Consider the following 25274-nt stretch of genomic DNA (forward strand, 5'->3'; position numbering starts at 1 on the left):
AGCATAGCTTTTATGCGAATCGCATAGTTAATTCGAGAAAACAACGAAAAGTTTTTAAAGAGGGGCACAGATGAGCTGAATCAATAGTGCGGCGGCTTCTCATTCACCGGCCCCTGCCCGGCGTCGCGCAGGGCGCGGAGGTGCTCCGCCAGCTTGGCCACCATGGCTTCGAGCTGGTCGATGCGGCGGCCCTGCTCGTAAATGGTCTGGTTCAGCGAGTCGACCAGGTTTTCCTGGTGGGCCAGCTTGATTTCGATATCGATGACACGGTCTTCGTCGCTCACGGCAATTCCCCAAATGAAAAGAGCCGCATTATGACAGCGGCTCGTGAACGACGCCGGCCATGCGGCGCCGCTTCCTGGTACAAATTTCAGATATGAACGACGGGAATGTAATCCACTCCATGTTCAAGCTGCCCAATTACTTTTGCGATGTTTTCAGGACTATCGCTGAAATCGATCAGCAGTTGCGCGCGTAGTGCCACCTTGTTCGCTTCTGGTGCATTGATCAGCGCGCTCATCCAGAAGTCAAAACCCTTAGCGTCCGGGTCGCGACCCAGTACATTATGGTAGAGCTGTGTAACGAACTGAGTATCGGTCGGGTTAGTGCCGTACATCTTGTCGAATTCGGCTTGGCCTTTCCCATCGCCGCCTACCATGAACTCGAGCGATACCGTATTGAGTGCAGCGCCGCTATCCATACGATCGATCCAGTAGCCCATGCCAACGGCGTCGGAAGGACGTCCAAACGCAGCCGAATACAAGCGGTACAACTGAGCAGAGGTGTCATCGATCGAGACGCTACCATCATCGAACTTGATACGCTCGATGTTGATCAGGGAATCATGACCATTGGCGCCGCCGTTGTCGAAGATATCGAAACCCCAATCCGCTTGTTGGACGGTAAAACCGCTACGCGAGCCTGCATAGACCGCAGTATCGATGCCTGCACCGCCGTCAACAGCGTTATTACCCATGCCCGGCGTGAGAACATCATTGCCGGTAGATCCCGTGATATTCGCCGTACTGTTGATAACCCAGCTCGGGCTACTTGTTGCATTGCTACCGTTCTCGCCTTGATCAATCGACGTTACTCGAACCGTGTAACTACCGTTGGGCAATGGTGATGTTTCGAGATGCCAATTACCATCGGCGCCAACGGTAGTATGTGCGATTTGTTGAAGATCCTTGGTACGCACAAGTACCATAGTCGTACCGGGCTCTCCTCTACCATTCAAGACGACCTGATTGCTGTCGAATGCTGGAGCGTAGCTGGAGTTGTATGTAGGACTGACCGGCGGCAAAGTGTCTAGACCAAAGCTAACTGGGCTGCTTTTTAATAAAACATTGCCTGTTGCGTCAGTTTCCGTAGCGTAGATACTTTGCATGCCATCCGGGAGCCAATCGAGCTGCACCGAATACATACCATATTTGTCCAGTGCGGCAGTTCCTAGTAGATGATCGTCTGCGGCAGAATAAATTTTTACGGTAGTACCCATCTCAGCCTTGCCGCTGACCTCCAGAGGCTTAGTTTTTGGATAGTATCCGTATTGATTTGTAAATATCGTCAGAGTGAGTTTGTCCGATGTCTGAGCAGCTGAATAGAGATCGGCACGAGTCACGCTCATGTCCGAAAACTGCAGGACTTCTATAGACTTCAACGTGTCGGTGCCGTCGATGCCATTCTGACTCGCCACCTGCAGATCACCGTTCGACAACGTAGTGATTGTGTAGTTGCTGCGTGCGCCCCGAAACACGGCGGTATCTGTACCAGTTCCTCCATCGATCATGTCATCACCTCCATTGCCTTGTAGTTTGTCGTTAGCAGCAGTACCTGTAATGTACCGACCGCCGTTATCAGAATTGATACCCAATGCGCCACCAAGGCCATCGCCGCCGTAGAGCCAGTTCAAAGCAGCGACGTCGTATGGGCTGTACGTAGAATAAACACTGTTCAGTGGCTTATGGGTGTAGGACATGAGCGTGTTGCTCGTGTCGTCCTGTGATTGGGGAAGGTAAATCGGATTTGGATTGTCTTCCGTTGGTTGGTAGAACGAATGCTTCAGGCCGAGAGCGTGGCCTAACTCATGCAATAAGGTTTCATAACCTGTTTGTCCTGGGGTAAGGTTTGCGTTCTCTGCTCCAAACTCGACGTTATCCAGATAAACGTAGGCATCGGCGTCATAGCTGACCAGCTGCGGCCCCAGATAGCTGTAGGAGCTTTGCCAGCTGCACAGGCCAGTGGCATTGCTGCCGATGAGATTGGCATTACACAGGTGGATCTGGGCGTCGGCGCCGTTACTGGTTTCGACAAAGTGAATGCCTGTCAGGGCCGTCAAGTACCCATCTTCTTTAAGTAGCGCTTTTACGATTGCTTGTTGAGCTGAGCTGAACGCCTGCTGTGTACCCGTGAAATTTTTCTGCGCATACTTCGGATCCTCGTTTCCAGATGCAACAGAGAACGTGTAATAGATCGTATTGTTGTTCGGCGTAAGATAATTCCAATCCGGTCCCGTATCGAGCAGTGCGTCGATGTGGTTCAGCCCGGACAGAGGAGTAGTAGTGATATCGAATACGGTTGCCATGCTATTTGACTTCAACGTTGACTGTGACAAAGAAGTCACTTCGGGAAAGTATTTCCTGCTCAACAGTTGATGTCAAATAAGAGTTCAATCGTGCGCACCCCTTGTCATCCCGACAAGGCTTATGCGCAACGAATGTCAACTCCAGGCAAATGTCTCTTATCTGATGAATTACACCTTCGGCGTCGCCAGCAAGGCCTTCAGATTGGCCAGGCGTGCCTTCGGGCTCAGCACTTCATCTTCCTTGGGTGGCGCTTCGCCGACCTCGAGCGCCATTTCCTTGATGAAGCGGGACGGATCGCAATGCAAGAGCTCACCGGCGCGCTTGCGCTTCTTGCACCACAGGACATGCAGGGTGCGCTGGGCGCGCGTGATGCCGACGTACATCAGGCGCCGCTCTTCCTGGATGCGCGCGGCAATGCGTTCGACCGGATCGTCGGGATCGCCCTTGTGCGGCAGGATGCCTTCCTCGACGCCGACCAGGTAGACATGCGGATACTCCAGGCCCTTCGATGCATGCAGGGTCGACATGCGGACCGCATCCTGTTCCTCGTCCTGGCCCTCGAGCATGGACATCAGGGCCACCATCTGGGTCAGCTCGAGCAGGTTTTTTTCTTCGCCATCGCGCTCGCGCCCGCCGCGGCCGCGTTCCTTCAGCCAGTTGGTGAACTCGAGCACGTTCTGCCACCGGGCCTGGGCGGCCTTGTCGTCGAAGTTCTCGTACAGGTAGTGCTCGTAGTTGATCTCTTTCATCATGTCGTCGAGCAGCTCGGCGGCATTGTCGCCGCTGCCGGACGGGCCGGGACGGGTGGCGCGGTCTTCCAGTTCGTTGATCCAGTGGCAGAACTCGCGCAGCGGGATCAGCTGGCGGTCCTGCAGCCTGGCTTCGATGCCGCCCTTGAAGGCGGCCTCGAACAACGAGCAGTTCCACTGCTTCGAGACTTCGCCCAGCACCTCGATGGTGGTCATGCCGACCCCGCGCTTCGGGGTCGTGATGGCGCGGATGAAGGCCGGGTCGTCGTCCTGGTTGGCGATCAGGCGCAGGTAGGCGATGACGTCCTTGATCTCGGCCTTGTCGAAGAAGCTCTGGCCGCCCGAGATCGTGTAGGGGATGCGCTCCTTGCGCAGCGCCTGCTCGATGATGCGGGCCTGGTGGTTGCCGCGGTACAGGATGGCGAAGTCCGCCCATTTGTTCTTGCGCTGGAAGCGCTCGGACGAGATCATCATCGCCACCTGGTCGGCTTCCGTCTCTTCGTTCGGCATGCCCAGCACCTTGATCGGCTCGCCCAGGCCATGCTCGGACCACAGCGCCTTCTCGAACAGCTTCGGGTTGTTGCCGATGACGGCATTCGCCGCCTGCAGGATGCGGGTGGTCGAGCGGTAGTTCTGCTCCAGCTTGATGACCCGCAGGTCCGGGAAGTCGGTCTGCAGGGTTTTCAGGTTCTCGACCGAAGCGCCGCGCCAGGCATAGATCGCCTGGTCGTCGTCGCCCACGGCCGTGAACATCGGCTTCTTGCCGAGGCCCGTCACCAGCAGTTTCACCAGTTCGTACTGGCAGGTGTTGGTGTCCTGGTACTCGTCCATCAAGAGGTAGCGCAGGCGGCGCTGCCAGCGGTCGCGAATCGGCTCGTTGTTGCGGAACAGCTCGACCGGCAGGCGGATCAGGTCGTCGAAGTCGACCGCCTGGTAGGCCTGCAGGGTCGCCACATAGCTGCGGTAGATGCGGCCGGCGTGGGCTTCGTCCTCGTCCTTGGCATCACGGATTGCGTCCTCCGGGTCGACCAGGCCGTTCTTCCACAGCGAGATCGCGTTCTGGATGCGGCGGATTTCCTGCTTGTCGGTGGTCACCGCCAGGTCGGACACGACGGTGTAGCAGTCGTCGCTGTCCATGATCGAGAACTTGTCCTTCAGGCCGACGCCGGCCGCTTCCTGGCGCAGGATCTTGACGCCCAGCGAGTGGAAGGTCGACACGGTCAGCTGCTTGGCCTGCTTGGGCTGTTTCAGCAGCTTGCCGATCCGCTCCTGCATCTCCAGCGCGGCTTTATTCGTGAAGGTCAGCGCGGCGATGGTGCGCGGATCATAGCCGCGGTGCTCGATCATGTAGGCGATCTTCTGGGTGATCACGCGGGTCTTGCCGGAGCCGGCGCCAGCCAGCACCAGGCAGGGGCCGTCCAGGTAGAGCACGGCTTCGCTCTGCGGACCGTTGAGGCCGAAATTCGGGGTCGACATGGGGATATTTCCTGCAGGACTGCCTTTGGGGTGAGCTCAGCATTTTAACGAAGCTCGGCCGCGCACGCTAAAATCATTTTCGGAAAAACACATTATGTTGCGACTTGTCAGCACGCCATTCGCCACCATATAACCGGTTTAGTGCTGTCCAAGCGAGAGAACAGAACATGAAATTCGAACACCTGATCGAGATTAACGACCCGCTCAACCCGCTGGCGGATACCCTGACCCGCGAGCAACTGTGGCGTGGCCTGGTGCTGCGCGCCGAAAACCCGAAGATGTTCATGCCGCACCTGGACGAATGCACGCTCGGCGAGCGCGAGAGCGGCAGCTTCGCGCGCCGCCTGCGCTACGGCGAACTGGTGATCGAAGACGTGGTGCACCTGACCCCGCTGCAGGAAGTCCGCTACGAAGTGCCGGCCCAGGGCGACATTGCCGCCTCGCGCATGAGCATGACGATCGAGGCGCCGAGCGAAGGGGTGATGTGGGTGCGCTTCCTGTACGACGACGGCAATGCCTCGGCAAGCGACGAGATGGGCAAGATGTACGAGGACTTCAAGAAATCGGCCTACCAGGAGGCCGATATCGACACGATCAAGATCGTGCGCCAGCTGGCGTCGGAAGGAAAGCTGGACGCGTCGTATCTGAATTGACCTCACGCGTGGGCACGGTGTGCCTACGCCGGCCGCGCCCACCCTACACAAGGATTACGTTCCGGGTTCGACCTCGTCCGGATCGAGGTCGCTGGCGCCCTTCGCAAGATTGGCCGCCAGGTCGCGCAGCGCAGTGCGCACGCCCTCCTCGATCACCGGGTGGTAGAAGGGCATCTCCAGCATCTGCTCGACCGTCACGCGGCACTGCACGGCCCAGGCCAGCAAGTGGCCGAGGTGCTCGCCGCGCGGCGCGATCATCTCGGCGCCCAGGAAGCGGCCGGTGCCGTATTCTCCGTACACCCTCAGCATCCCCTTATTCTGCAGCATGACCCGGCTGCGGCCCTGGTTCTCGAACGAGACCTGGCCGATCGCGAACTTCGGCTTGCCCGGCGCGCACAGCTGCTTGTAGCTGGCGCCCAGGGTGACGATGTTCGGCTCGGTGAAGGCGGCGGTCAGCGGCGCGCGCCGCAGGCCCGGGCGGATGTCCGGGTAGCGGCCGGCATTGTCCCCGGCGATCTTGCCGTGGTCGGCCGCCTCCGGCAGCACCGGCCGCTCGTTGTTGGCGTCGCCGGCAATGAACACGTGGCTGCTTCCGCACTGCATGGTGCGGCTGTCGAACAGCGGCACGCCGTTGGCGCCCAGCGCCAGGCCGAGCTGCTCGATGCCGATCCCGGCCACGTTCGGCGTACGCCCGGCCGCCTGCAGCACGTACTGGAAGCGCATCGCGCGCTCCTGGCCCTGCTGGCGGATGGTCAGCGCAACCTCGTCGCCGTCCTGCACCGCGCTCACGATCTCGGACTGGAAGTGCAGGTCGATCTCCTCGGCCAGTACGCGGCCCGCATTGCGCAGCACCACCGGATCGCTCAGCTGGGCCACGCTGCCGCCGCGCGCGAACACGCTCACGCGCACGCCCAGGCGCGTGAGGGCCTGGCCCAGCTCCAGCCCGATCACGCCGGTGCCGATCACGGCCACCGAACGCGGCAGGTCCTGCCAGTAAAACACCTCGTCGCTGGTGATGATGCCGGGGCCGACGTTCTCCAGCTTCGGCAGGCGGGTCGGCGTCGAGCCGGTGGCGATCACGATGCGCGCGGCCTCGACCTCGGTATGGTCGTCGACCATGAGGGTGTGCGGGCCGGTGAAGCGCGCATAGCCGCGCAGCTTGTCCTCATCGGGAATGTTGTCGACGCCTTCCAGCACGAAACCGACGAAGCGGTCGCGCTCGCGCCGCACGCGCTCCATCACGGCCACGCCGTCGATGCGCTTTTCTCCGGCATGCACGCCGAAGCCCGGCGCGATATCGATGAAATGGGCTGCCTCGGCGGCGGCAATCAGGAGCTTGCTGGGCATGCAGCCCACGCGCGCGCAGGTGGTGCCGTAGGGGCCGCCCTCGATCATGACGGTACGCGCCCCCTGGACCCTGGCGGAACGGTAGGCGACCAGCCCGGCGGTGCCGGCGCCGATGACCGCAACATCGACCTTCAGTTTCTGCATCTTCATCTCCGGTAGTTCGCGGACATGACGATACGCTATTTTCGCGATGCCGGCGGAACCGGCTGTGCCTTGTGGCCGTCTATTCGAACCGGATGCCGAAGTGCCAATCGGTCGTGACCAGCGTATCGGGAGAAATGCCGTCCGGACGCGGATAGCGGCGCAGGGCACGGTCGGCGACCCCACGCGCGGCGCCCTCGAAGCCGCCCGCCGACCTGGCCCCGCGTTCGCGTATTCTGTCGCCGTCGATCAGGCCGAACAGCGGGTACTCGCGCACCTTGCCAAGCCGTAGGTCGATCTGCGGCACCGCGGGCAGGAAGCGCAGGCTCACGTCGCCGCCGACGTTGTATTCGGCGGCCAGGGTCGGATAGCCGATTTCGGCCGAGAGCATCGACATCACGCCGATCAGGTAGTTGCAGACAGCGAGCCGCGCCTGCGGCCAGGTCTGCAGCTCGGCCACGAAACGGTCCATGTCGTCGGCCGCCGCCGGGCTGACCGCGCAATCGGGCATGCCCTTCGCCCGGGTGACGTCCTTGTTTCCGCGGTGACCCCACCACAAGGCGGCGGCCACGTCCGCACCGTTCTCGGGCGCCGCGTAACCGGCGGCTAGCCTGTCCGCGGCTTCCTTCATTCCGCCCTGCCAGGCCTGGATATAAAACGGGACGGCGCGATTCCAGTCGCGCTTCACGCAGATGCCGTTGTCGTACATGCTGCCCGCCAGCAGGGCGACTTCGACAAATCCCTTCTTCAGGCCCGTCTTCAGGTCGGCTACCGCACCGTCGCAATGCCGCATCTGGATCCGGTCGCGAATCTCGGAGACGGCGTTCCTGCCGAAACGGGATTCCTCGGCAGTGGCATGGAAGGATGACAAGCCGATCAGGCCGGCCAGGACGACGCGCAGTGCATGGGATGCCATCGGTGTCATTCGAAATGTTTTTTGAATGACAATAATAGCTTCAAATATCCAGCGGGTCGACCTCCAATGACCAGCGCACCCGCGACTTCATGGCCCGCAGCGCATCGACCCAGACCGTCAGGAAGGCCTGCAGGGCGGGACGCGAATTCGATTCGACCAGCAGCTGGGCGCGGTCGACGTTGTGCAATCGCGTCATGGTCATCGGGATCGGATCGTTGAGCACCACCGCTTCGTTCGGCACCGCATCGCGCGCCTGCTCCAGGAAGGCGATCGCGGTGGCCAGCTCCGGCGCCTCGGCGCGCAGCAGGGCCTGGTACATATAGGGCGGCAGCGCGGCCTGGTGGCGCTCTTCCAGCAGGCTGCCGGCGAAGCGGTCATAGTCGTGCCGCATCACCGCGCCGTACAGCGGGTGCTGGCAATAGCGCGACTGGATCAGCACCTCGGACTCGAGTCCGGCGCGCCCGGCGCGCCCGGCCACCTGCATCAGCTGGGCGAACAGGCGCTCGCTGGCGCGGTAATCCTGCGAGAACAGGGCCGTATCCGGGTTCAGCACGCCGACCAGGGTCAGGTTCTTGAAGTCGTGGCCCTTGGCGACCATCTGCGTGCCGATCAGGATGTCGACGTCGCCGCGGTGCACGGTGTCGAAGGCGGCCTGGGCGCTGCCCTTGCGGCGCGTGGAGTCGGCATCGATGCGCAGCACGCGCGCCTCCGGGAACAGCGACTGCAGGCCCTCCTCGATGCGCTGGGTGCCGCGGCCCAGCGGCTGCAGGTCGATGTTGCCGCAGGTCGGGCAGGAATGCGGGATGCGCAGCTCCAGCGAGCAGTGGTGGCAGCGCAGCCGGTGCTCGGGACGGTGCAGGACCATGAAGGCGGTGCAGCGGGTGCAGTTGCTGATCCAGCCGCAGGCGTCGCAGGACAGCACCGGTGCATAGCCGCGCCGGTTCAGGAACAGCAGCGACTGCTCGCCGCGCGCCATGCGATCGCGCAGGGCCGCGATCAGGTGCGAGGTCAGGCCTTCCTTCGGCTTGTCCTTTTCCATGTCGACCAGTTTTACGCGCGGCAATACGGCATCCTTCACGGCGCGCTCGCGCAGCTCCAGCTTGCGGTAGCGGCCCGTCTGCGCGTGGTGCCAGCTTTCCAGCGAGGGCGTGGCCGAGCCCAGCACGATGGGAATCCGGAGCTGGTGCGCGCGCCATACGGCCAGGTCGCGCGCCGAATAGCGCAGGCCTTCCTGCTGCTTGTACGAGGGGTCGTGCTCCTCGTCGATCACGATCAGCCTCAGGTGCGGCAGCGAGGCCAGGATCGCCAGCCGGGTGCCGAGCACGATGCGCGCGCGGCCCGTGTGCGCGGCCAGCCAGTGCAGCATGCGCTCGCCCTCGGACAGGCTGCTGTGCAGGGTCGCCAGCATCACGTCCGGGAAGCGCGCGCGGATATTCGCTTCCAGCTGCGGGGTCAGGTTGATCTCCGGGACCAGGATCAGGATCTGCGCCTCGCTTTCCTTCGCCAGCACCTGGGCGCAGGCCTGCAGGTAGACCTCGGTCTTGCCGCTGCCGGTCACGCCGTACAGCAGCAGCGGACTGAAGCCGCCGGCCTGGCCGATGGCGTCGGCCGCCTGCTGCTGGGCGGGATTCAGGACCGGCATCGCGGCCGGCGTCGGATCGTGCGCCTCCTCGAGTTTGGCCAGCTTTTTCAGGGCGCGGTCCAGCGCCACGGTGCTGCCAAGGCGCAGGTTCTTCGGCAGGCCCGGCATCGCCACCTCGCCCAGCGGACGGTGGTAATAGTCGGCCGCGAAGCGCGCCAGCGCCAGCCATTTGCCGGACAGGGGCGGCAGCTGGCTGCGCACGGCCAGTGCATCCTTGAGCTTGTCCGGCGGAACGTCGGTCTCCTGCTTGACGGCGACGATCACGCCGACGGCTTCGCGCCGGCCGAAGTTCACCAGCACCAGCTGCCCGACCGCGGGCTCGCTGCCGGGCTCACACGGCCAGCGGTAATCGAACACGCTGTCGAGCGGCGTATCGAGCGCGATTTGTAAGATGCAGTAAGACAAACCGGACCTTGTGGAAAACTTTGTGGAAAATGGAAAACTTGACCGGGACAAAGGTTTACGTTAGCGCAAAGCACTTGGCAATTCCTTAATTCCACAAAAGATTTTCTCTTTTAAAATCAGGAACTTGCCTTTACAACCTTGCTGCAGTAGAAATCCAGCATCGCTCGACCGCTTCTGTGCATAACTGGGCATTTCCGGTGAAGAACTCAAGCGCAGTGCAGCAAAAACTTGATGCAACACTTGAAGAAATCGCGTAAACCCCGGTAAACGCAGCACTTTTCCAGATTATTCACAGAATCTGTGCATAACTTTGTGAACAATGCGCTGTCAACTTGGGCAGGCCCCTCTCGGAGAAGCGGAACAGCCTCCCGGACCGCTGTGCGCTCTCGGCAATAAAACCAATGAAATCAACTACTTATTCAAATTCATCCAGTACTGTACATTTTCACAGCCGGGTGATGGGAAGTTCAAGAATTTGTGAATAAGTGTGATTCGATGCACCGTGGGCAGCACCGCGGCGCAGCACTACGCTCAAGCCTGGCGTTGCCGGCGGCTGAAGTCATGCACCGCCTCGACCATCGCCGTCACCGACTCCGGCGGCGTGAACTGCGAGATGCCATGCCCCAGGTTGAACACGTGGCCATGGCCGCTGGATGGCGTGCCATAGCTGCCCAGCGCCTTTTCGACTTCGGCACGGATCTGGTCCGGACCCGCCATCAGGATGGCCGGGTCCAGGTTGCCCTGCAGGGCGACGCGGTCGCCGACCAGGGCGCGGGCGCGGCCCAGGTTGACGGTCCAGTCCAGGCCGAGCGCGTCGGCGCCCATGTCCGCCATCTCGTCCAGCCACAGGCCGCCGCCCTTGGTAAAGACGATCGCCGGGATGCGCACGCCGTCTTTCTCACGCTGCAGGCCGGCGACGATCTTGCGCATGTACGCCAGCGAGAAGGCCTGGTAGGCGCCGTCGGCCAGCGCCCCGCCCCAGGAGTCGAAGATCATGACGGCCTGGGCGCCGGCGTCGATCTGGGCGTTCAGGTACTGGATGACGGCTTGCGCGGTCACGTCCAGGATGCGGTGCATCAGGTCCGGGCGCGCGTACAGCATCTTCTTGATCGTATGGAACTCGCGCGAACCGCCGCCTTCGACCATATAGCAGGCCAGGGTCCAGGGGCTGCCGGAAAAGCCGATCAGCGGCACGCGGCCGTTCAGGGCAGTGCGGATCTGGGTCACGGCGTCGAACACGTACTGCAGGGACGCCATGTCCGGCACCTGCAATTTGGCGACGTCTTCCTCGGTGCGCACGGTGCGCTCGAATTTCGGGCCTTCGCCATCCTCGAAATACAGGCCCAAGCCCATCGCGTCCGGCACCGTCAGGATGTCCGAGAACAGGATCGACGCATCCAGCGGATAGCGGTCGATCGGCTGCAGCGTCACCTCGGTGGCGTAATCCGGATTCTTGGCCAGGCCCAGGAAGGAGCCGGCGCGCGCGCGGGTGGCGCGGTATTCCGGCAGGTAGCGCCCCGCCTGGCGCATCAGCCACACCGGGGTATGGTCGGTCGGCTGGCGCAGCAGCGCACGCAGGAAGGTGTCGTTCTGGAGCGGGGCGAATCGTGGCATGGCTGGCAACCTGATCAGAGAATAGGCGCCCGGCGCGCGGGCAAACGTCTATTATCTCACTACTGGCCCATCCGTACGCATCCTTCGTGACACGGGAATAGGCTCTTATAATGGGCGCCTACCTTTTGCCAGGACCGACCATGCCCGAATCCTCCCGCAAGCAGGCCGCCCCCTGTGGCGCCTGGACTTCCCCGATCACTGCCGCTCTTGTCGCCGCCGGCTCGACCCCGCTGTCCGGCGTGCTGCTCGACGGCGCCGACCTCTACTGGCTGGCCGGCCGCGCCAGCGAAGGCGGGCGCACGCCCCTGCTGCGCCAGCGCGACGGCGAGGTAAGCGAGCTCACGCCGGCGCCCTTCAACGTGCGCACCCGCGTGCACGAATACGGCGGCGGCGCGGTGCTGGCCGCGAACGGGACGGTGTGGTTCTCGCATTTCGCCGACAACCGTCTGTATCGCATCGAGGATGGCGGCGAGCCGCAGCCCATGAGCGCCGGCGGCGACTTGCGCTATGCGGATTTCGTGCTCGATGCCGCGCGCCGGCGCCTGGTCGGCGTGCGCGAAGACCATTCGGCGGGCGGTACCTACCCGGTCAATACGCTCTGCGCGATCGGCTTCGACGGCCTGGAAACCGTGCTGGTCGACGGCAACGACTTTTATTCGTCGCCGCGCCTGTCCCCGGACGGCAAACAGCTCGCCTGGCTGTGCTGGGACCATCCGCGCATGCCCTGGCAGGGTACGGAACTGTGGCTGGCCGATGTCGCCGCGGACGGCAGCCTGGTCAACGGCCGCCTGATCGCAGGCGGACAAGAGGAAGCCATCGTGCAGCCGGAGTGGTCGCCGGGCGGCGTGCTGCATTTCGTGTCCGACCGCAGCGGCTGGTGGAACCTGCACCGCTACGACCACGGCGTGGTGCACCCGATTTGCCCGCGCGAGGCGGAATTCGGCGGCCCGCACTGGGTCTTCGGCAACAGCATGTACGGCTTCCGCTCGGACAGCGAGATCGTCTGCACCTATATCGAGGGCGGCGTGAGCAGGCTTGCGCGCCTGGACACCGCCAGCGGCGCCTTGAGCGCCATCGACACGCCCTACCAGGAGATCCGCGAGCTGCGCGTGGCCGGCGACACCCTGGTGCTGCTGGCCGGCGCCCCGACCATTGCGGCGGAGGTGGTGCGTATCGACCTCGCCAGCGCCAGGCGCGAGGTGCTGGCGCGCTCGATCGAGCAGCTGCCGGATGTGGGCTATCTGTCGGTACCGCAATCGATCAGCTACCCCAGCGCCGGCAAGCGCAATGCCTACGCCTTCTACTATCCGCCGACGAATGCGGACTATGCGCCACTGCCGGGCGAGTTGCCGCCGCTGATGGTGATCGGCCACGGCGGCCCGACCAGCATGGCCAGCAGCACGCTGAAGCTGGCGACCCAGTTCTGGACCAGCCGCGGCATCGCGGTGCTGGACGTGAACTACGGCGGCAGCACCGGCTTCGGGCGCGCCTACCGCGACCTGCTGAAGGAACAGTGGGGCGTGGTCGACGTCGAGGATTGCGTGGCCGGCGCCCGGTACCTCGCCGGGGAGATGCTGGTCGACCGCGAGCGCCTGGTGATCCGCGGCGGCAGCGCCGGCGGCCTCACCACGCTGTGCGCCCTCGCCTTCCACGACGTGTTCAAGGCCGGCGCCAGCTACTACGGCGTGTCCGACCTGAAGGGCCTGGACGCCGACTCGCACAAGTTCGAGTCGCACTACAACGAATACCTGATCGCGCCGAAAGCGCGCGCGGATGCCGTCTACGCCGAGCGCTCGCCGATCAACCACACCGACAAACTGCGCCGCCCCATGATCTTCTTCCAGGGCCTGGACGACAAGGTGGTGCCGCCGCCGCAGTCGGAGGTGATGGTCGAGGCCTTGCGCAAGCGCGCCGTGCCGGTGGCCTACCTGACGCTCGAAGGCGAAGGCCACGGCTTCCGCAAGGCCGACAGCATCGTCCGCACGCTCGAGGCGGAGCTGGTCTTCTACCTGCGCGTGTTCGGCATTCCGGTGCCTGGCGACCTGCCTCCGGTGGACATCGAGAACCTCGCCGCATGACTGTGGAAGTCATCGGCGCGATCTTCGAAGCCTGTAGTGAGAAGCGCAAGCTGATCCTGACCCTGCTGGCCCTGGCCGGCGAGCCGATGGGCCGGCGGCGCATCCACGAGCACCTGGCGCCGCTGGGCGAAAGCGCCGTGGAAGACGACCTGGCGGACGACCTCGACAGCCTGCGCGCCGATGGCCTGATCGGCGAGCTGCCCTCGCGCGGCTACGTCGTCACGCCCGACCTGGGCTGGCCGGCGATGGCCTGGGCCATCCGTGCACGCCGCCTGAACGAACTGCGCGAGGTCTACCAGACGGTGACGCCGCTGCGCATCGACTGGCAAGGCACGCCCATGCTGCGCAGCTACCGCCAGGGCGTGGCCCTGCTGCGCATGGCCCTGCTGGCCGGCGAAGGCCCGAAGACCATCGCGCCGCTGCTGGCGGCCTGCCTGCGCTGCCACGAAGCGGCCTACCTGCATCCGCTGGTCGACATCTGCGCGCGGCCGTTCGAACCGGCGCTCATCGAGCGCGTCAACTCCGCCTTCCGCGACGAGGTACTGGCAGTGCTGGTCAGTCACGTCCAGCGCGAGCCGGCCAGCGCGTCGCAGGTGCGCGCCTACGCCGAAGAGCACGTGGCCCAGGGCGGCGCCTCGATGGCGCTGCGCACGGCCCTGGCCGAGCACCTGATCCTGTGCGGCCGCCTGGACGCCGCCGCCGACCTGCTGCACGACCTCGACGAGTCCGCGACCCTGTACTACCGCAGCGTGCTGCAGCTGCTGCGCGGCGATACCGAGGAAGCGCTCGGCGGTTTCGACAAGGCCCTGAAGGCGCTGCGCAAGGAAACCGGCAAGCGCAAAGCCATCTTCGAAGGCATCGGCGGCCACCTGTACATCACCGCGCTCCTGAAGAGCAGCGATCCGAAGCACGCCAAGGCGCTCGACAGCTACCTCGATTCCGCCACCCGCGCGGTGCAGAGCCACGACACCGCGGTCTACCAGCAGCTGTCGATGCTGCGCCAGATCCGCGGCGGCACCGTCGACGCCGAGGTCCTCCCCTCGCGCAACTGGGAACAGGCATTGCAGCCGGTGATGTTCCGCGCCCTGCTGCACTGGTGGCTCGGCATGCCGCAGTTGGGCGAGCGTAAAGCCTTCCTGGAACAGCAGATGGAGACGGCGGAAGCGGCCGGCTTCGACTTCATCGCCGCCCAGATCGGCTCCGTGCTGGGCCAGCTCGGCATGGTGGGCGTCGACAAACGTGCGATCGCCCTGCGCCAGCGCCACCGCTTCACCGACATGGCGCTGTGGTTCGAACGCGAGCAGCCGTGGGAGCGCCAGCTCAACGCCCTGATCAACCTGCAGCCGGCCGTCAACGTCGAGGTGGTGAAGGAGTCGCGCCTGGCCTGGCTGGTGGGCTGGGACCCGCACCTGGGCGTACGCGCGCTCGAGCCGCGCGAGCAGAAGCGCGACGCGCAGGGCGGCTGGACCCGCGGCCGCGCCTTCAGCCTGAAACGCCTGGCCGAGGAAGCGGCCGAACTCGACTTCCTGAGCGCGCAGGACGTGCAGGTGGCCGCCACGATCGGCGCCTACCGCTACTACAGCGGCACCGGCATGCGCCACGAATTCGACCTCGACAAGGCGGTCATGGCCCTGGCCGGCCACCCGCTGCTGTTCTGGATGGATTCGCCCGGCACCCGCATCGAACTGCTGCCCGGCGAGCCGCAGCTGATGGTGCGCGCCGCGAGCGGCAAGGTCACGATCTCGCTGAATCCGCCGATGCGCGAACAGCAGGGCGACGTGGTGGTGACGAAGGAAACCCCGACCCGGCTGCGCATCGTGCGCATCAAGGATGAACACAAGCGCATCGGCGCCATCGTCGGCGAGGGGCTGGAAGTGCCGCTCGAAGCGGAAAAGCGCGTGCTGCAGGCGATCAGCGCGATCTCCTCGATCGTGACGGTGCAGTCGGACATCGGCGGCAGCCCGGCCGACATCGAGCAGGTCCCGGGCGATCCGCGCCTGCACGTGCACCTGCTGCCCTACCAGCAGGGCCTGCGGGTGCGCGTGCTGGTGCGCCCGCTGCCGGATGCCGGTCCCTACCTGCAGCCGGGCGACGGTGCCGAGAGCATCATCGCCGACGTGGGCGGGGTGCGCATGGAGGCGCGGCGCGACCTGAACGCCGAGCGCGAAGCCGAGCGCCAGCTGCTGGCCGATTGCAAGACCCTGGAAAACGCCGAGGACGAGCATGGCGAATGGCTGCTGGGCCAGCCCTTCCACTGCCTGGAACTGCTGACCGAGCTGCAGGAGGTGGATGCGTCGCGCGTGGTGATCGGCTGGCCGGAAGGCGAATCCTTCCGCATCACGAAGAAGGTATCGTCGAAGTCGGTGCGCCTGAACATCCGGCGCGACAAGGACTGGTTCGCCGCGAATGGCGAAGTCCGGGTCGACGAGAACAAGGTGATGGACTTGCGCGAACTGCTCGGACGCCTGCGCGAAGACCGTTTTATCGCCCTGGGCGACAACCAGTTCCTGGCGCTCACCGACGAACTGCACCGCAGATTGACGGACCTGTCGGCCTACACCGATGCCGATGACGAAGCCCTGCGCTTCCATCCGCTGGCCAGTTTCGCGCTCGAAGAGATGGCGCTGGAGGCTGGCGAAGTCGACGCCGATGCCGCCTGGCGCAAGCACCTGCAGCACATGGCGGCGAACGCCGACTACCGGCCGCAGTTGCCGAGCACCCTGCAGGCCGAGCTGCGCGACTACCAGGTCGAGGGCTTCGAATGGCTGTCCCGCCTGGCGCACTGGGGCGTGGGCGCCTGCCTGGCCGACGACATGGGCCTCGGTAAAACCCTGCAGGCGCTGGCGCTGATCCTGTCGCGCGCACCCGGCGGGCCGACCCTGGTGGTGGCGCCGACCTCGGTCGCCACCAACTGGATGGCCGAGGCGGAGCGCTTCGCCCCGACGCTGAACATGAAGCTGTTCGGCCCGGGCGACCGGGAAAAGACGGTGAAGGAAGCGGGGCCGTTCGACGTGATCGTCGTCAGCTACGGCCTGCTGCAGCTGGAAGCGGCGCTGTTCAAGGAGCTGCGCTGGCACAGCATCGTGCTGGACGAGGCGCAGGCGATCAAGAATGCGCATACGCGCCGTTCGCAGGCAGTGATGGCCCTGCGCGGCGACTTCCGCATGGCCGCCACCGGCACGCCGCTGGAAAACCACCTGGGCGAGTTGTGGAACCTGTTCCGCTTCATCAACCCGGGCCTGCTCGGCACCAGCGACCAGTTCAACCTGCGCTTTGCCGGCCCGATCGAAAAGGCCAGCCAGGATAAAACTAAAGACAGGCGCGCCGAACTGGCCGCGCGCACGCGCCTGCGCCGCCTCACGCAGCCCTTCATCCTGCGCCGGACCAAGGCCCAGGTACTGTCCGAACTGCCGCCGCGCACCGAGATCGTGCTGCCGGTGGAGCTGAGCCAGGAAGAGATGGCGCTGTACGAATCGCTGCGCCGCGACGCGCTGGAACGCATCGCGTCACTCGACGCCCCGCAGGCCCAGAAGCAGATCCAGATCCTGGCCGAGATGATGAAGCTGCGCCGCGCCGTCTGCAATCCGGTGCTGGTGGCGCCCGACAGCGGCATCCGCAGCAGCAAGCTGGAAGCCTTTGCGCGCCTGCTGGAGGAGCTGCTGGAAAACCGCCACAAGGCCCTGGTGTTCAGCCAGTTCGTCGATCACCTGAGCCTGATCCGCAAGCACCTGGACGAGCGCGGCATCCGCTACCAGTATCTCGACGGTTCCACGCCGATGCAGGAACGCAAGCGCCGGGTGGACGCCTTCCAGGCCGGCGATGGCGACCTGTTCCTGATTTCGCTGAAGGCCGGCGGGGTCGGCATCAACCTGACCGCGGCCGACTATGTGATCCACATGGACCCGTGGTGGAACCCGGCGGTCGAAGACCAGGCCTCGGACCGCGCCCACCGCATGGGCCAGCAGCGCCCGGTGACCATCTACCGCCTGGTGGCGCGGCATACGATCGAGGAAGGCATCGTCGACCTGCACCGCCACAAGCGCGACCTGGCCGACAGCCTGCTGGAGGGCAGCGACGTGTCGGCGCGCCTGTCCCCCGCCGACATGCTGGCCATGCTGCAGGCCGGCCTGGCGGGCGGACGGCAGGCGGTCGCGGATACGTGACGTATTGTTTCAAGTTTCCGCAAAGACCGGTAATGGTGCTAATCTGGCGCCCGCCATTTTTTAATCAGGCAGACAGACCACGATGATGAAAACGAAACTCGCGCCGAAACTTGTTCTTGCGGTCCTGCTCACCAGCTTCGCGCTGGCGCCGGCCGGTGCGCGCACCAGCAAGGCGGCCAAGCCGAAGCACAGCAGCAGCGCCAAGGCCAAGGAATCCGGCAAGCACGCCTCGAAGTCCCCGAAGGCCTCGAAAGCCTCGAAGGCCGACGGCAAATCCGCCCGGGGCACGAGCAAGCATGTCGCCGCCCCGGTCGAGGCAGCGCCGGCGCAGGTCCGCGCTGCCGCGCCGGCTTCGCTGAACCGCAACGACCGCTACATGGACTCGCTGTCGATGCAGTTCCTGACCGCGCTGTGGCGCATGGATCCGGAAGGCGGCATCTATGTCGGCAAGTTCGACGCCGCCGCCAGGCTGACCATCCCCGACGCCCCGACCCGCGCCAAGCAGCTGGCCTTCATCGACGAGTGGCTCGAAAAATTCCGCAAGCTGAATGCCGATAAACTCTCGCCCAACCAGCGCACCGACCTCGCGGTCCTGCTCAACAAGCTGCAGCAGGACCGCTGGCAGCTGACCGTCTACCGCGACTTCGAATGGAACCCGGCCCAGTACAACGTCGCCCAGCCGCTCGACCTGATCCTGAACACCGAGTACGCGGCCAAGCCGCAGCGCCTGCGCACCATCCTCAAGCGCCTGGCCGACGTGCCGGCCTATTACCAGGCGGCGCAGGCCTCGATCGCGCACCCGACCCGCGAGCACACCCAGCTCGCGATCTCGCAGGCGCCGGGCACGCTGGTGGTGCTGGCCGACCTCGGCAAGGCGGCGCAGGAGTCAAGCCAGCTGACGCCGCAGGAAAAGGCGATCTTCGCCCAGCGCATCGCCAACGCCGGCAGTGCCGTGCTGGCCTGGGTGGACTTCCTGAGTGACCTCGACAAGTCCCAGGAGCAGATGCAGCGCGCACGTTCCTTCCGCATCGGCAAGGAGCTGTACGAGCAGAAGTTCGCCTTCGAGATCCAGTCGTCCAGCACGGCCGAGCAGACCTACCGCAAGGCCCTGGCCGCGCGCGAAGAACTGCTGACCCGCATGGACGGCCTGGCCGACCAGCTGTGGGACAAGACGATGGGCAATGCCGCCAAGCCGAACGACCGCTTCCGCAAGATCGGCATGGTGATCGACAAGCTCTCGCTGCAGCACGTCGCGCCCGCCGACTTCCTGCCCGAGATCCGGCGCCAGATCCCGCAGCTGCAGGACTACGTCATCAAGAACAATCTGGTGACGATCGACCCGAGCAAGCCGCTGGTGGTACGCGAGACCCCGCTGTACCAGCGCGGCGTGGCCGGCGCCAGCATCGATGCGCCGGGTCCGTACCGCCCGAAGGACAAGACCTATTACAACGTCACGCCGCTGGATGGCCTGACCCCGGCCCAGGCCGAGAGCAGCCTGCGCGAGTACAACAACTGGATGCTGCAGATCCTGAACATCCACGAGGCGATCCCCGGCCACTACACCCAGCTGATGAACGCCAACCGTTCGCCGTCGCTGGTCAAGACCCTGTTCGGGAACGGCGCGATGATCGAGGGCTGGGCCGTGTACGGCGAGCGCATGATGCTCGAATCCGGCTACGGCGACAATGCGCCGGAACTGTGGCTGATGTGGTGCAAGTGGAACCTGCGCAGCGTCTCCAACACCATCCTCGACTACAGCGTGCACGTGCTCGGCATGACGCGCGAGCAGGCGATGGACCTGCTGGTGCGCCAGGCCTTCCAGACCCCGCAGGAAGCGGCCGAGAAGTGGCGCCGCGTGCAGCTCTCCTCGGTGCAGCTGACCAGCTACTTCAGCGGCTACAGCGACATCATGGAACTGCGCGAGCGCCGCAAGCAGCAACTGGGCGAGCGCTTCAACCTGAAGGAGTTCCACGACCAGTTCCTCGGCTACGGCAATGCGCCGGTGAGGATCATCGGGCAGCTGATGCAGTAACGATGCAGCAAGCGTGATGCGGCGGGCGGGGGCATGAAAGGGCAGCGCGCGCAACTGGGATATCGGCGGCATGGCCGGCTTCTTCCAGCACGGCTTCGCCGGCGCCAGCGGCTTCAGCCAGACCCCGGAAGGCAAGGTGCTGGCGGCGTCTTTCATGGATTCGTACAAGCAGATGGTCAAGGCCGTGCGCGCCTACAAGGCGCAGTCCGTTGAAGGCGGCTTGGGCAATGGCGGGGTGTTGAAGATCAACTGAGTTGGTCCCGAACCGACAGCTTTCGACAGGCTGTTGTTCCCGGGCCGACGCTGCGCGGCCCAAAAGCGCCCTGACGGCGCGCTTCCCCCTCACAAAGTGGCTGGCACGCCTCGTGCTCAATGAAGAAGGCCGGGCGGAAAAATGCCGCCCGCTTTCCGAAACCAGCCACTGAAGGGGAACATCATGAACATCCACAAGCACATGGAAGCCATCTTCGTCGTCGCGTTCACCGTCGTCGTGCTCGGCACGTCCGCATTCGACAGCACGGCGCAAGCCGGCGCCGGATCGGCGCCGGTGATACGCGACGTGGCGGCGACGCCGGCCGATGCCGCCGCCGTCGCCTGCGCGGCGCAGGCGCCGCGCCGGGCCTGAGCTCGGGCTATGCGCCTCTCAGGCCTCGGCCCGGATCATGTTGCGCATCACGCCCAGGCCCGTGATCTCGGTCTCGATCACGTCGCCGCTCTTCAGGAACTCGGGCGGTTTGCGGGCAAAGCCGACGCCCGAGGGCGTGCCGGTGGCGATGATGTCGCCCGCCTCGAGCGTCAGGCCGCGCGACAGCTCGGCGATGATGCGCGGGATCTTGAAGTACATCTGCTTGTAGCTGGCGTTCTGCTTTTCGACGCCGTTCACGCGGCAGATCACGCGCAGGTCGTCGAGCTTGACGCCGGCCGCGGTGACGATCCAGGGCCCCATCGGCCCATGGCCGTCCAGGCTCTTGCCCTTGAACCACTGGCCGCCGTGCATTTTCTGCTGGGCTTCGCGCACCGTGGTGTCGTTGTAGGGCGCATAGCCGAACACATAATCCATGGCCCGCTCTTCCGGGATGTTGCGACCGGTCTGGCCGATGATGACGGCCAGCTCCGCTTCCCAGTCGGTGGTGTTCGAATAGTTCGGGTCGTGCGGGATCGGATCGAAGGGCCCGTTCATCGTGTGCGTGCCCTTGGTGAAGAACACCGGGTGATCCGGCAGCTTTTCGGCCGACTTGTCGAAGCGGGCCTGCTTGCCCTCTTCGAAGTGGTCGAGGTAGTTCCAGCCGACGCAGTAGATGTTGCGGTCGGGCCGCGGAATCGGTGACATGAAGCGCGCATTCTCGACCGACAGCAGCGAAGCCGGTTTCCCGGCCGCGTGCTCGACCAGGGCCCGCACCTGTTCGAGGCCGGCATTGCCGCTCTTGATCAGCGCCAGCATCGACGAGGCATCGAAGGGCAGCGTCCGCTTCTGGCGCTTCGCTTCCGCCTGCAGGTCGATCATCTTGCCGTTGTCGAGCACCGCCACCACCCGCGGCGCACCGTTGGGTGCGAGGGAGCAGGTGGCGAGCCGCATGCCGATCCTGCCGGCCAGCGGAGGGACGGCGAGCGCGTGCGCTTCGGGGGTGGCCTGGTTCTGGGCCTGGGCCTGGGCCTGGGTGGCGGCGAGCAGGCTACCCACGGCGGCGGATGCACCGGCTTTCAGCAGGTTGCGACGGTTTGAATCCATGAAACGTCTCCTTGTCGTTATGGCAAAACTCATCTTTAACCATTCTAACGGGCAAGTTTCCTGCACTGGAGGTTTGTTGCAAAAATATAACAAATGAAAACGGCGCCCGAGGGCGCCGCTTTCGCTGAAGCAGGTGCCGGACCGGGATCAGGCGTGCTCTTCCGGCGCGCGGGTGACGCGCACGAACACCGGGGCCATCAGCAGGCCGAGCTCGAACAGCAGGCACATCGGAATGGCCAGGGCCAGCTGGCTGACCGCGTCCGGCGGCGTGACGACGGCGGCGATCACGAAGGCGCCGACGATCACGTAGGGGCGCACCGACTTCAGCTTCTCGACGCTGATGAAGCCCATCCGCACCAGGATCACGACCACCACCGGCACCTCGAAGGTGGCGCCGAAGGCCAGGCACATCGAGATCACGAAATCGAGGTAGTTCTCGATGTCGGGCATGACCGCGATCGAGCTGGGCGCGAAATTGGCGATGAAGTGGAACACCCGCCCGAACACGAAGAAATAGCAGAACGCGACCCCGGCGATGAACAGCAGCGAGGACGAGATCACCAGCGGCAGCACCAGCCGCTTTTCGTGGGCGTACAGGCCGGGCGCAATGAAGGCCCAGGCCTGGTAGAACACCCAGGGCAGCGCGAGGATCAGCGCCAGCACCAGGGTTACCTTCATCGGCACCAGGAAGGGCGAGCTGACGCCGGTGGCGATCATCTTGGCGCCGGCCGGCAGCGAGGCCAGCATGGGTGCGGCCAGGAAATCGTAGATCCGGTCCGGTCCCGGCCACAGCATCAGGGCGACGCAGGCAATGGCAACCCCGATCACGGCCCGGACCAGGCGGTCGCGCAATTCGACCAGGTGCGAAATGAAAGTTTCGCCTGCGGCTTCGTCAGTCATCTAGACTCTAGAAAAAGGAAGTATGGGACTTGGCGCCGGGACGGAACTTGCGCACGCGCGCCGCGCCCGACAGGACATGCTGGCGGCTGCCGTTGCGGTTCTTGTACCAGGCCGGAACGCTGGAGCTCTTGACCAGCTTCTTGCGGCGGAATTCGCGCGCCTTGCGCTCGATGTCATCCGGGGTGGCCAGCGAGGGCGACGGCGACGTATTGGCGTCGCCGCGCCAGGCCGATTCGACTTCGCCGAGATGGGACGAGACCGTGTTCTCGACCTCGGAACCGAAGCTCTCGACCTCGGTCTTGAAGCTGTGCGCGGTTTCCTGCACTTCTTTATGCAGGTTGCGCAGCTCTTCCATTTCGATCTCGCGCGACACCTCCGACTTCACCTCGTGCAGGTAGCGCTGGGCGCGGCCGTACAGCGTGCCGGCCATGCGCGCCACCTTCGGCAGGCGCTCGGGGCCGATCACGATCAGCGCGACCACGCCGATGACGGCGAGTTTGGAAAGCCCGAGATCGATCATGGGGACTCAGCGCGGATCAGGAACGATTCTTTTCGCGCGTCTCGACGTCGATCGTGGTCGTGGACTTGTCGACCACCTGCTGCGGCGGCGCCGGCGGCACATTCGCATTTGCCTGGCGCTCTTCTTCGCTGCCCTTGACGCCGTCCTTGAAGCCTTTCACGGCCTTGCCCAGGTCGGAACCCGCGTTCTTCAGCTTGCCGGTACCGAAGACCAGCACCACTACCACCAGCACGATCAGCCAGTGCCAAATACTCAACGAACCCATTGTTTTCTCCTTGCGGGCGCAAGCCCGAATTCGCGTGAAGCGTACGCGCAGTATAAGCGATGAACAGCTGGAATGGCCTATTTCCAGCCGGAAGCTTTGATCAGGTCCCCAGCCCGCGCCACGGACGTGGTCCGCCGTACACATGCAGGTGCAGGTGATACACCTCCTGCCCGCCGTCCGGACCGGTGTTGATCAGCGTTTTATACCCGCCGCGGCGCTGGCCATCCGGTCCCTGCTTGACGGAAATACCATGTTCGGCCGCCAGCTTCGGCGCCAGGGCCAGCATCTTGCCGAGGATCGCCGCGTGCTGCTCCGTGCAGTCGGACAGCGTCGCCAGGTGCTGTTTCGGAATGATCAGCAGGTGGACCGGCGCCGCCGGGTTGATGTCCTTGAACGCGAGCAGCTCATCGTCCTCGTACACCACGCCAGCCGGGATCTGTTTGGCGGCGATCTTGCAGAAGATACAGTTGTCCATGTTCTCTCCCAAAAGGGTTACTTGCGCGCGGCCTTTTCCTCGATGCCGGAAATGCCTTCGCGGCGCGCCAGTTCGTCCAGCACCTGCTCGGGCGTCAGGCCGAAGCGGGCCAGCAGCACGGCCGAGTGGAACCACAGGTCGGCCACTTCGTACAGCAGCTTGGACGGGTCGGCGCCGGCGCGCACGTCCTTGGCCGCCATGACGGTCTCGGTCGCTTCTTCGCCGATCTTCTTGAGGATCGCGTCGTCGCCTTTCGCGAACAGGCGCGCGACATAGGATGTATCGGGATCGCCGCCGTTTTCCGGCTTGCGCGATTCGATTACCGCCGCCAGGCGGTTCAGGGTGGTGCTCATTTGCTTTTCTTCGGAGTCGTCTTCGGGTTCGTATAGATGCTGTCGGGGTCCTTCAGCACCGGCTCGGCGTCATGCCAGTCGCCGTCCCCGAACTTCTGGAAGAAGCAGGAATGGCGGCCGGTATGGCAGGCGATCCCGCCGGCCTGCTCGACCTTCAGCAGCACCACGTCCTCGTCGCAGTCGAGGCGGATCTCCAGCACTTTCTGGACGTGGCCGGACTCTTCGCCCTTGTGCCACAGCTTCTTGCGCGAGCGGCTCCAGTACACCGCTTCGCCCAGCTCCACGGTCTTGGCCAGGGCTTCGCGGTTCATCCAGGCGAACATCAGGATGTCGCCGGTCGCCGCTTCCTGGGCGATCACCGGCACCAGGCCGTGCTCGTCCCATTGCACCTTCTTCAGCCAGGGCTGGGCGGGAATCGCGTGGTTCGTCGTCGGGGTTGCCATCTGTATCGTGTCCAGTTCAGTCCAGCTCAGTCCAATCTCATCGGGATGCCGCGTTCCTGCATGAAGCGCTTGGCCTCGCCGACCGTGTGCTGCCCGTAGTGGAAGATGCTGGCCGCCAGCACGGCATCGGCATGGCCTTCGAGGACGCCGTCGGCCAGGTCCTGCAGGCCGCCCACGCCGCCGGAGGCGATCACGGAAATGCCGACCGCGTCCGAGACGGCGCGCGTCAGGCCCAGGTCGAAGCCGGACTTGGTGCCGTCGCGGTCCATGCTGGTCAGCAGCAGCTCGCCGGCGCCCAGGCTTTCCATTTTCCTCGCCCACTCGACGGCGTCGAGGCCGGTCGCGTTGCGGCCGCCGTGGGTGAACACTTCCCACTTGCCGGGCGCGACCTGCTTGGCGTCGATCGCCACCACGATGCATTGCGAGCCGTGCTTCTGCGAGGCGTCGAACACCAGCTGGGGGTTGGTCACGGCGGAGGTATTCATCGACACCTTGTCGGCGCCGGCGTTCAGCAGGCGCCGCACGTCCTCGACCTTGCGCACGCCGCCGCCCACCGTCAGCGGGATGAAGACGGTCGAGGCGACCGCCTCGATGATCGGCAGGATCAGGTCGCGGCCATCGCTCGAGGCGGTGATGTCGAGGAAGGTGATCTCGTCGGCGCCCTGGCCGTCGTAGCGGCGTGCGATCTCGACCGGGTCGCCGGCATCGCGCAGCTCGGTGAAATTGACGCCCTTGACCACGCGGCCACCGGTGACGTCCAGGCAGGGAATGATGCGTTTTGCGAGCAT

The 25274-nt window shown here is 64.5% G+C and carries 21 protein-coding genes; 6 read left to right on the forward strand and 15 right to left on the reverse strand.

What is annotated here, in order from left to right:
- Window positions 1-80 precede the first annotated feature (80 nt).
- From AM586_RS14460 to AM586_RS14470, 3 genes are all read right to left on the reverse strand, one after another.
- A complete protein-coding gene (locus AM586_RS14460; RefSeq protein ID WP_047821276.1) occupies window positions 81-284 on the reverse strand; it encodes a SlyX family protein in 204 nt (67 codons plus the stop codon).
- Window positions 285-370: 86 nt separating this feature from the next.
- Entirely contained in the window at window positions 371-2584 is a 2214-nt protein-coding gene (locus AM586_RS14465) for a DUF4214 domain-containing protein (protein ID WP_082439348.1), read from the reverse strand.
- A gap of 168 nt (window positions 2585-2752) precedes the next feature.
- Entirely contained in the window at window positions 2753-4810 is a 2058-nt protein-coding gene (locus AM586_RS14470; RefSeq protein WP_047821278.1) for a UvrD-helicase domain-containing protein, read from the reverse strand.
- Window positions 4811-4977: 167 nt separating this feature from the next.
- Here AM586_RS14470 and AM586_RS14475 point away from each other — a divergent pair, with 167 nt between their 5' ends.
- Window positions 4978-5463, forward strand: a complete 486-nt coding sequence (locus AM586_RS14475; RefSeq protein ID WP_047821280.1) for an SRPBCC family protein — start codon at window positions 4978-4980, stop codon at window positions 5461-5463.
- Between the two features lie 54 nt (window positions 5464-5517).
- On the opposite strand, the gene AM586_RS14480 is transcribed toward AM586_RS14475, so the two are convergent.
- The 4 genes from AM586_RS14480 to hemE all read right to left on the reverse strand — a co-directional run bounded on the left by AM586_RS14480 (window position 5518) and on the right by hemE (window position 11528).
- Window positions 5518-6954: a dihydrolipoyl dehydrogenase gene (locus AM586_RS14480; RefSeq protein WP_047821999.1), complete on the reverse strand. Its 1437-nt coding sequence runs from the start codon at window positions 6952-6954 to the stop codon at window positions 5518-5520.
- A gap of 79 nt (window positions 6955-7033) precedes the next feature.
- Window positions 7034-7867, reverse strand: coding sequence for a sel1 repeat family protein (locus AM586_RS14485; RefSeq protein WP_047821282.1), 834 nt, complete (start codon window positions 7865-7867; stop codon window positions 7034-7036).
- 40 nt (window positions 7868-7907) lie between these two features.
- Window positions 7908-9914 (reverse strand): primosomal protein N', encoded by a 2007-nt coding sequence (locus AM586_RS14490; protein WP_047821283.1) that lies wholly within the window; start codon window positions 9912-9914, stop codon window positions 7908-7910.
- 531 nt (window positions 9915-10445) lie between these two features.
- On the reverse strand, window positions 10446-11528 hold the full coding sequence (gene hemE / locus AM586_RS14495; protein ID WP_047821285.1) for a uroporphyrinogen decarboxylase: 1083 nt from the start codon (window positions 11526-11528) through the stop codon (window positions 10446-10448).
- Window positions 11529-11668: 140 nt separating this feature from the next.
- On the opposite strand from hemE, the gene AM586_RS14500 reads away from it, so the two are divergent.
- From AM586_RS14500 to AM586_RS14520, 5 genes are all read left to right on the forward strand, one after another.
- On the forward strand, window positions 11669-13606 hold the full coding sequence (locus tag AM586_RS14500) for a prolyl oligopeptidase family serine peptidase (protein WP_047821287.1): 1938 nt from the start codon (window positions 11669-11671) through the stop codon (window positions 13604-13606).
- Complete coding sequence (locus AM586_RS14505; protein ID WP_047821289.1) at window positions 13603-17769, forward strand: DEAD/DEAH box helicase; 4167 nt, start codon at window positions 13603-13605, stop codon at window positions 17767-17769. Before AM586_RS14500 ends, AM586_RS14505 begins: the two co-directional genes overlap by 4 nt.
- Before the next feature lie 82 nt (window positions 17770-17851).
- Window positions 17852-19801, forward strand: coding sequence for a DUF885 domain-containing protein (locus AM586_RS14510; RefSeq protein ID WP_047821291.1), 1950 nt, complete (start codon window positions 17852-17854; stop codon window positions 19799-19801).
- 70 nt (window positions 19802-19871) lie between these two features.
- Window positions 19872-20054, forward strand: a complete 183-nt coding sequence (locus AM586_RS14515) for a hypothetical protein (protein WP_047821293.1) — start codon at window positions 19872-19874, stop codon at window positions 20052-20054.
- A gap of 183 nt (window positions 20055-20237) precedes the next feature.
- On the forward strand, window positions 20238-20426 hold the full coding sequence (locus AM586_RS14520; RefSeq protein WP_082439809.1) for a hypothetical protein: 189 nt from the start codon (window positions 20238-20240) through the stop codon (window positions 20424-20426).
- Window positions 20427-20444: 18 nt separating this feature from the next.
- Here AM586_RS14520 and AM586_RS14525 read toward each other — a convergent pair whose 3' ends face one another.
- From AM586_RS14525 to hisF, 8 genes are all read right to left on the reverse strand, one after another.
- Window positions 20445-21530, reverse strand: a complete 1086-nt coding sequence (locus AM586_RS14525; protein WP_047821296.1) for a fumarylacetoacetate hydrolase family protein — start codon at window positions 21528-21530, stop codon at window positions 20445-20447.
- Between the two features lie 147 nt (window positions 21531-21677).
- On the reverse strand, window positions 21678-22430 hold the full coding sequence (tatC, locus tag AM586_RS14530; RefSeq protein ID WP_047821298.1) for a twin-arginine translocase subunit TatC: 753 nt from the start codon (window positions 22428-22430) through the stop codon (window positions 21678-21680).
- 7 nt (window positions 22431-22437) lie between these two features.
- Complete coding sequence (gene tatB, locus AM586_RS14535; protein WP_047821300.1) at window positions 22438-22950, reverse strand: Sec-independent protein translocase protein TatB; 513 nt, start codon at window positions 22948-22950, stop codon at window positions 22438-22440.
- 16 nt (window positions 22951-22966) lie between these two features.
- On the reverse strand, window positions 22967-23215 hold the full coding sequence (gene tatA / locus AM586_RS14540) for a Sec-independent protein translocase subunit TatA (RefSeq protein WP_047821301.1): 249 nt from the start codon (window positions 23213-23215) through the stop codon (window positions 22967-22969).
- A gap of 100 nt (window positions 23216-23315) precedes the next feature.
- Window positions 23316-23690, reverse strand: coding sequence for a histidine triad nucleotide-binding protein (locus tag AM586_RS14545; protein WP_047821303.1), 375 nt, complete (start codon window positions 23688-23690; stop codon window positions 23316-23318).
- Window positions 23691-23707: 17 nt separating this feature from the next.
- Window positions 23708-24043, reverse strand: coding sequence for a phosphoribosyl-ATP diphosphatase (locus tag AM586_RS14550; RefSeq protein WP_047821305.1), 336 nt, complete (start codon window positions 24041-24043; stop codon window positions 23708-23710).
- Window positions 24040-24486, reverse strand: coding sequence for a phosphoribosyl-AMP cyclohydrolase (gene hisI, locus AM586_RS14555; RefSeq protein ID WP_047821307.1), 447 nt, complete (start codon window positions 24484-24486; stop codon window positions 24040-24042). The genes AM586_RS14550 and hisI overlap by 4 nt, the downstream gene beginning before the upstream one ends.
- Before the next feature lie 26 nt (window positions 24487-24512).
- Entirely contained in the window at window positions 24513-25274 is a 762-nt protein-coding gene (gene hisF, locus AM586_RS14560; RefSeq protein WP_047821309.1) for an imidazole glycerol phosphate synthase subunit HisF, read from the reverse strand.

Origin of the sequence: Massilia sp. WG5, assembly GCF_001412595.2 — a bacterium.
Classification (GTDB): domain Bacteria; phylum Pseudomonadota; class Gammaproteobacteria; order Burkholderiales; family Burkholderiaceae_D; genus Telluria.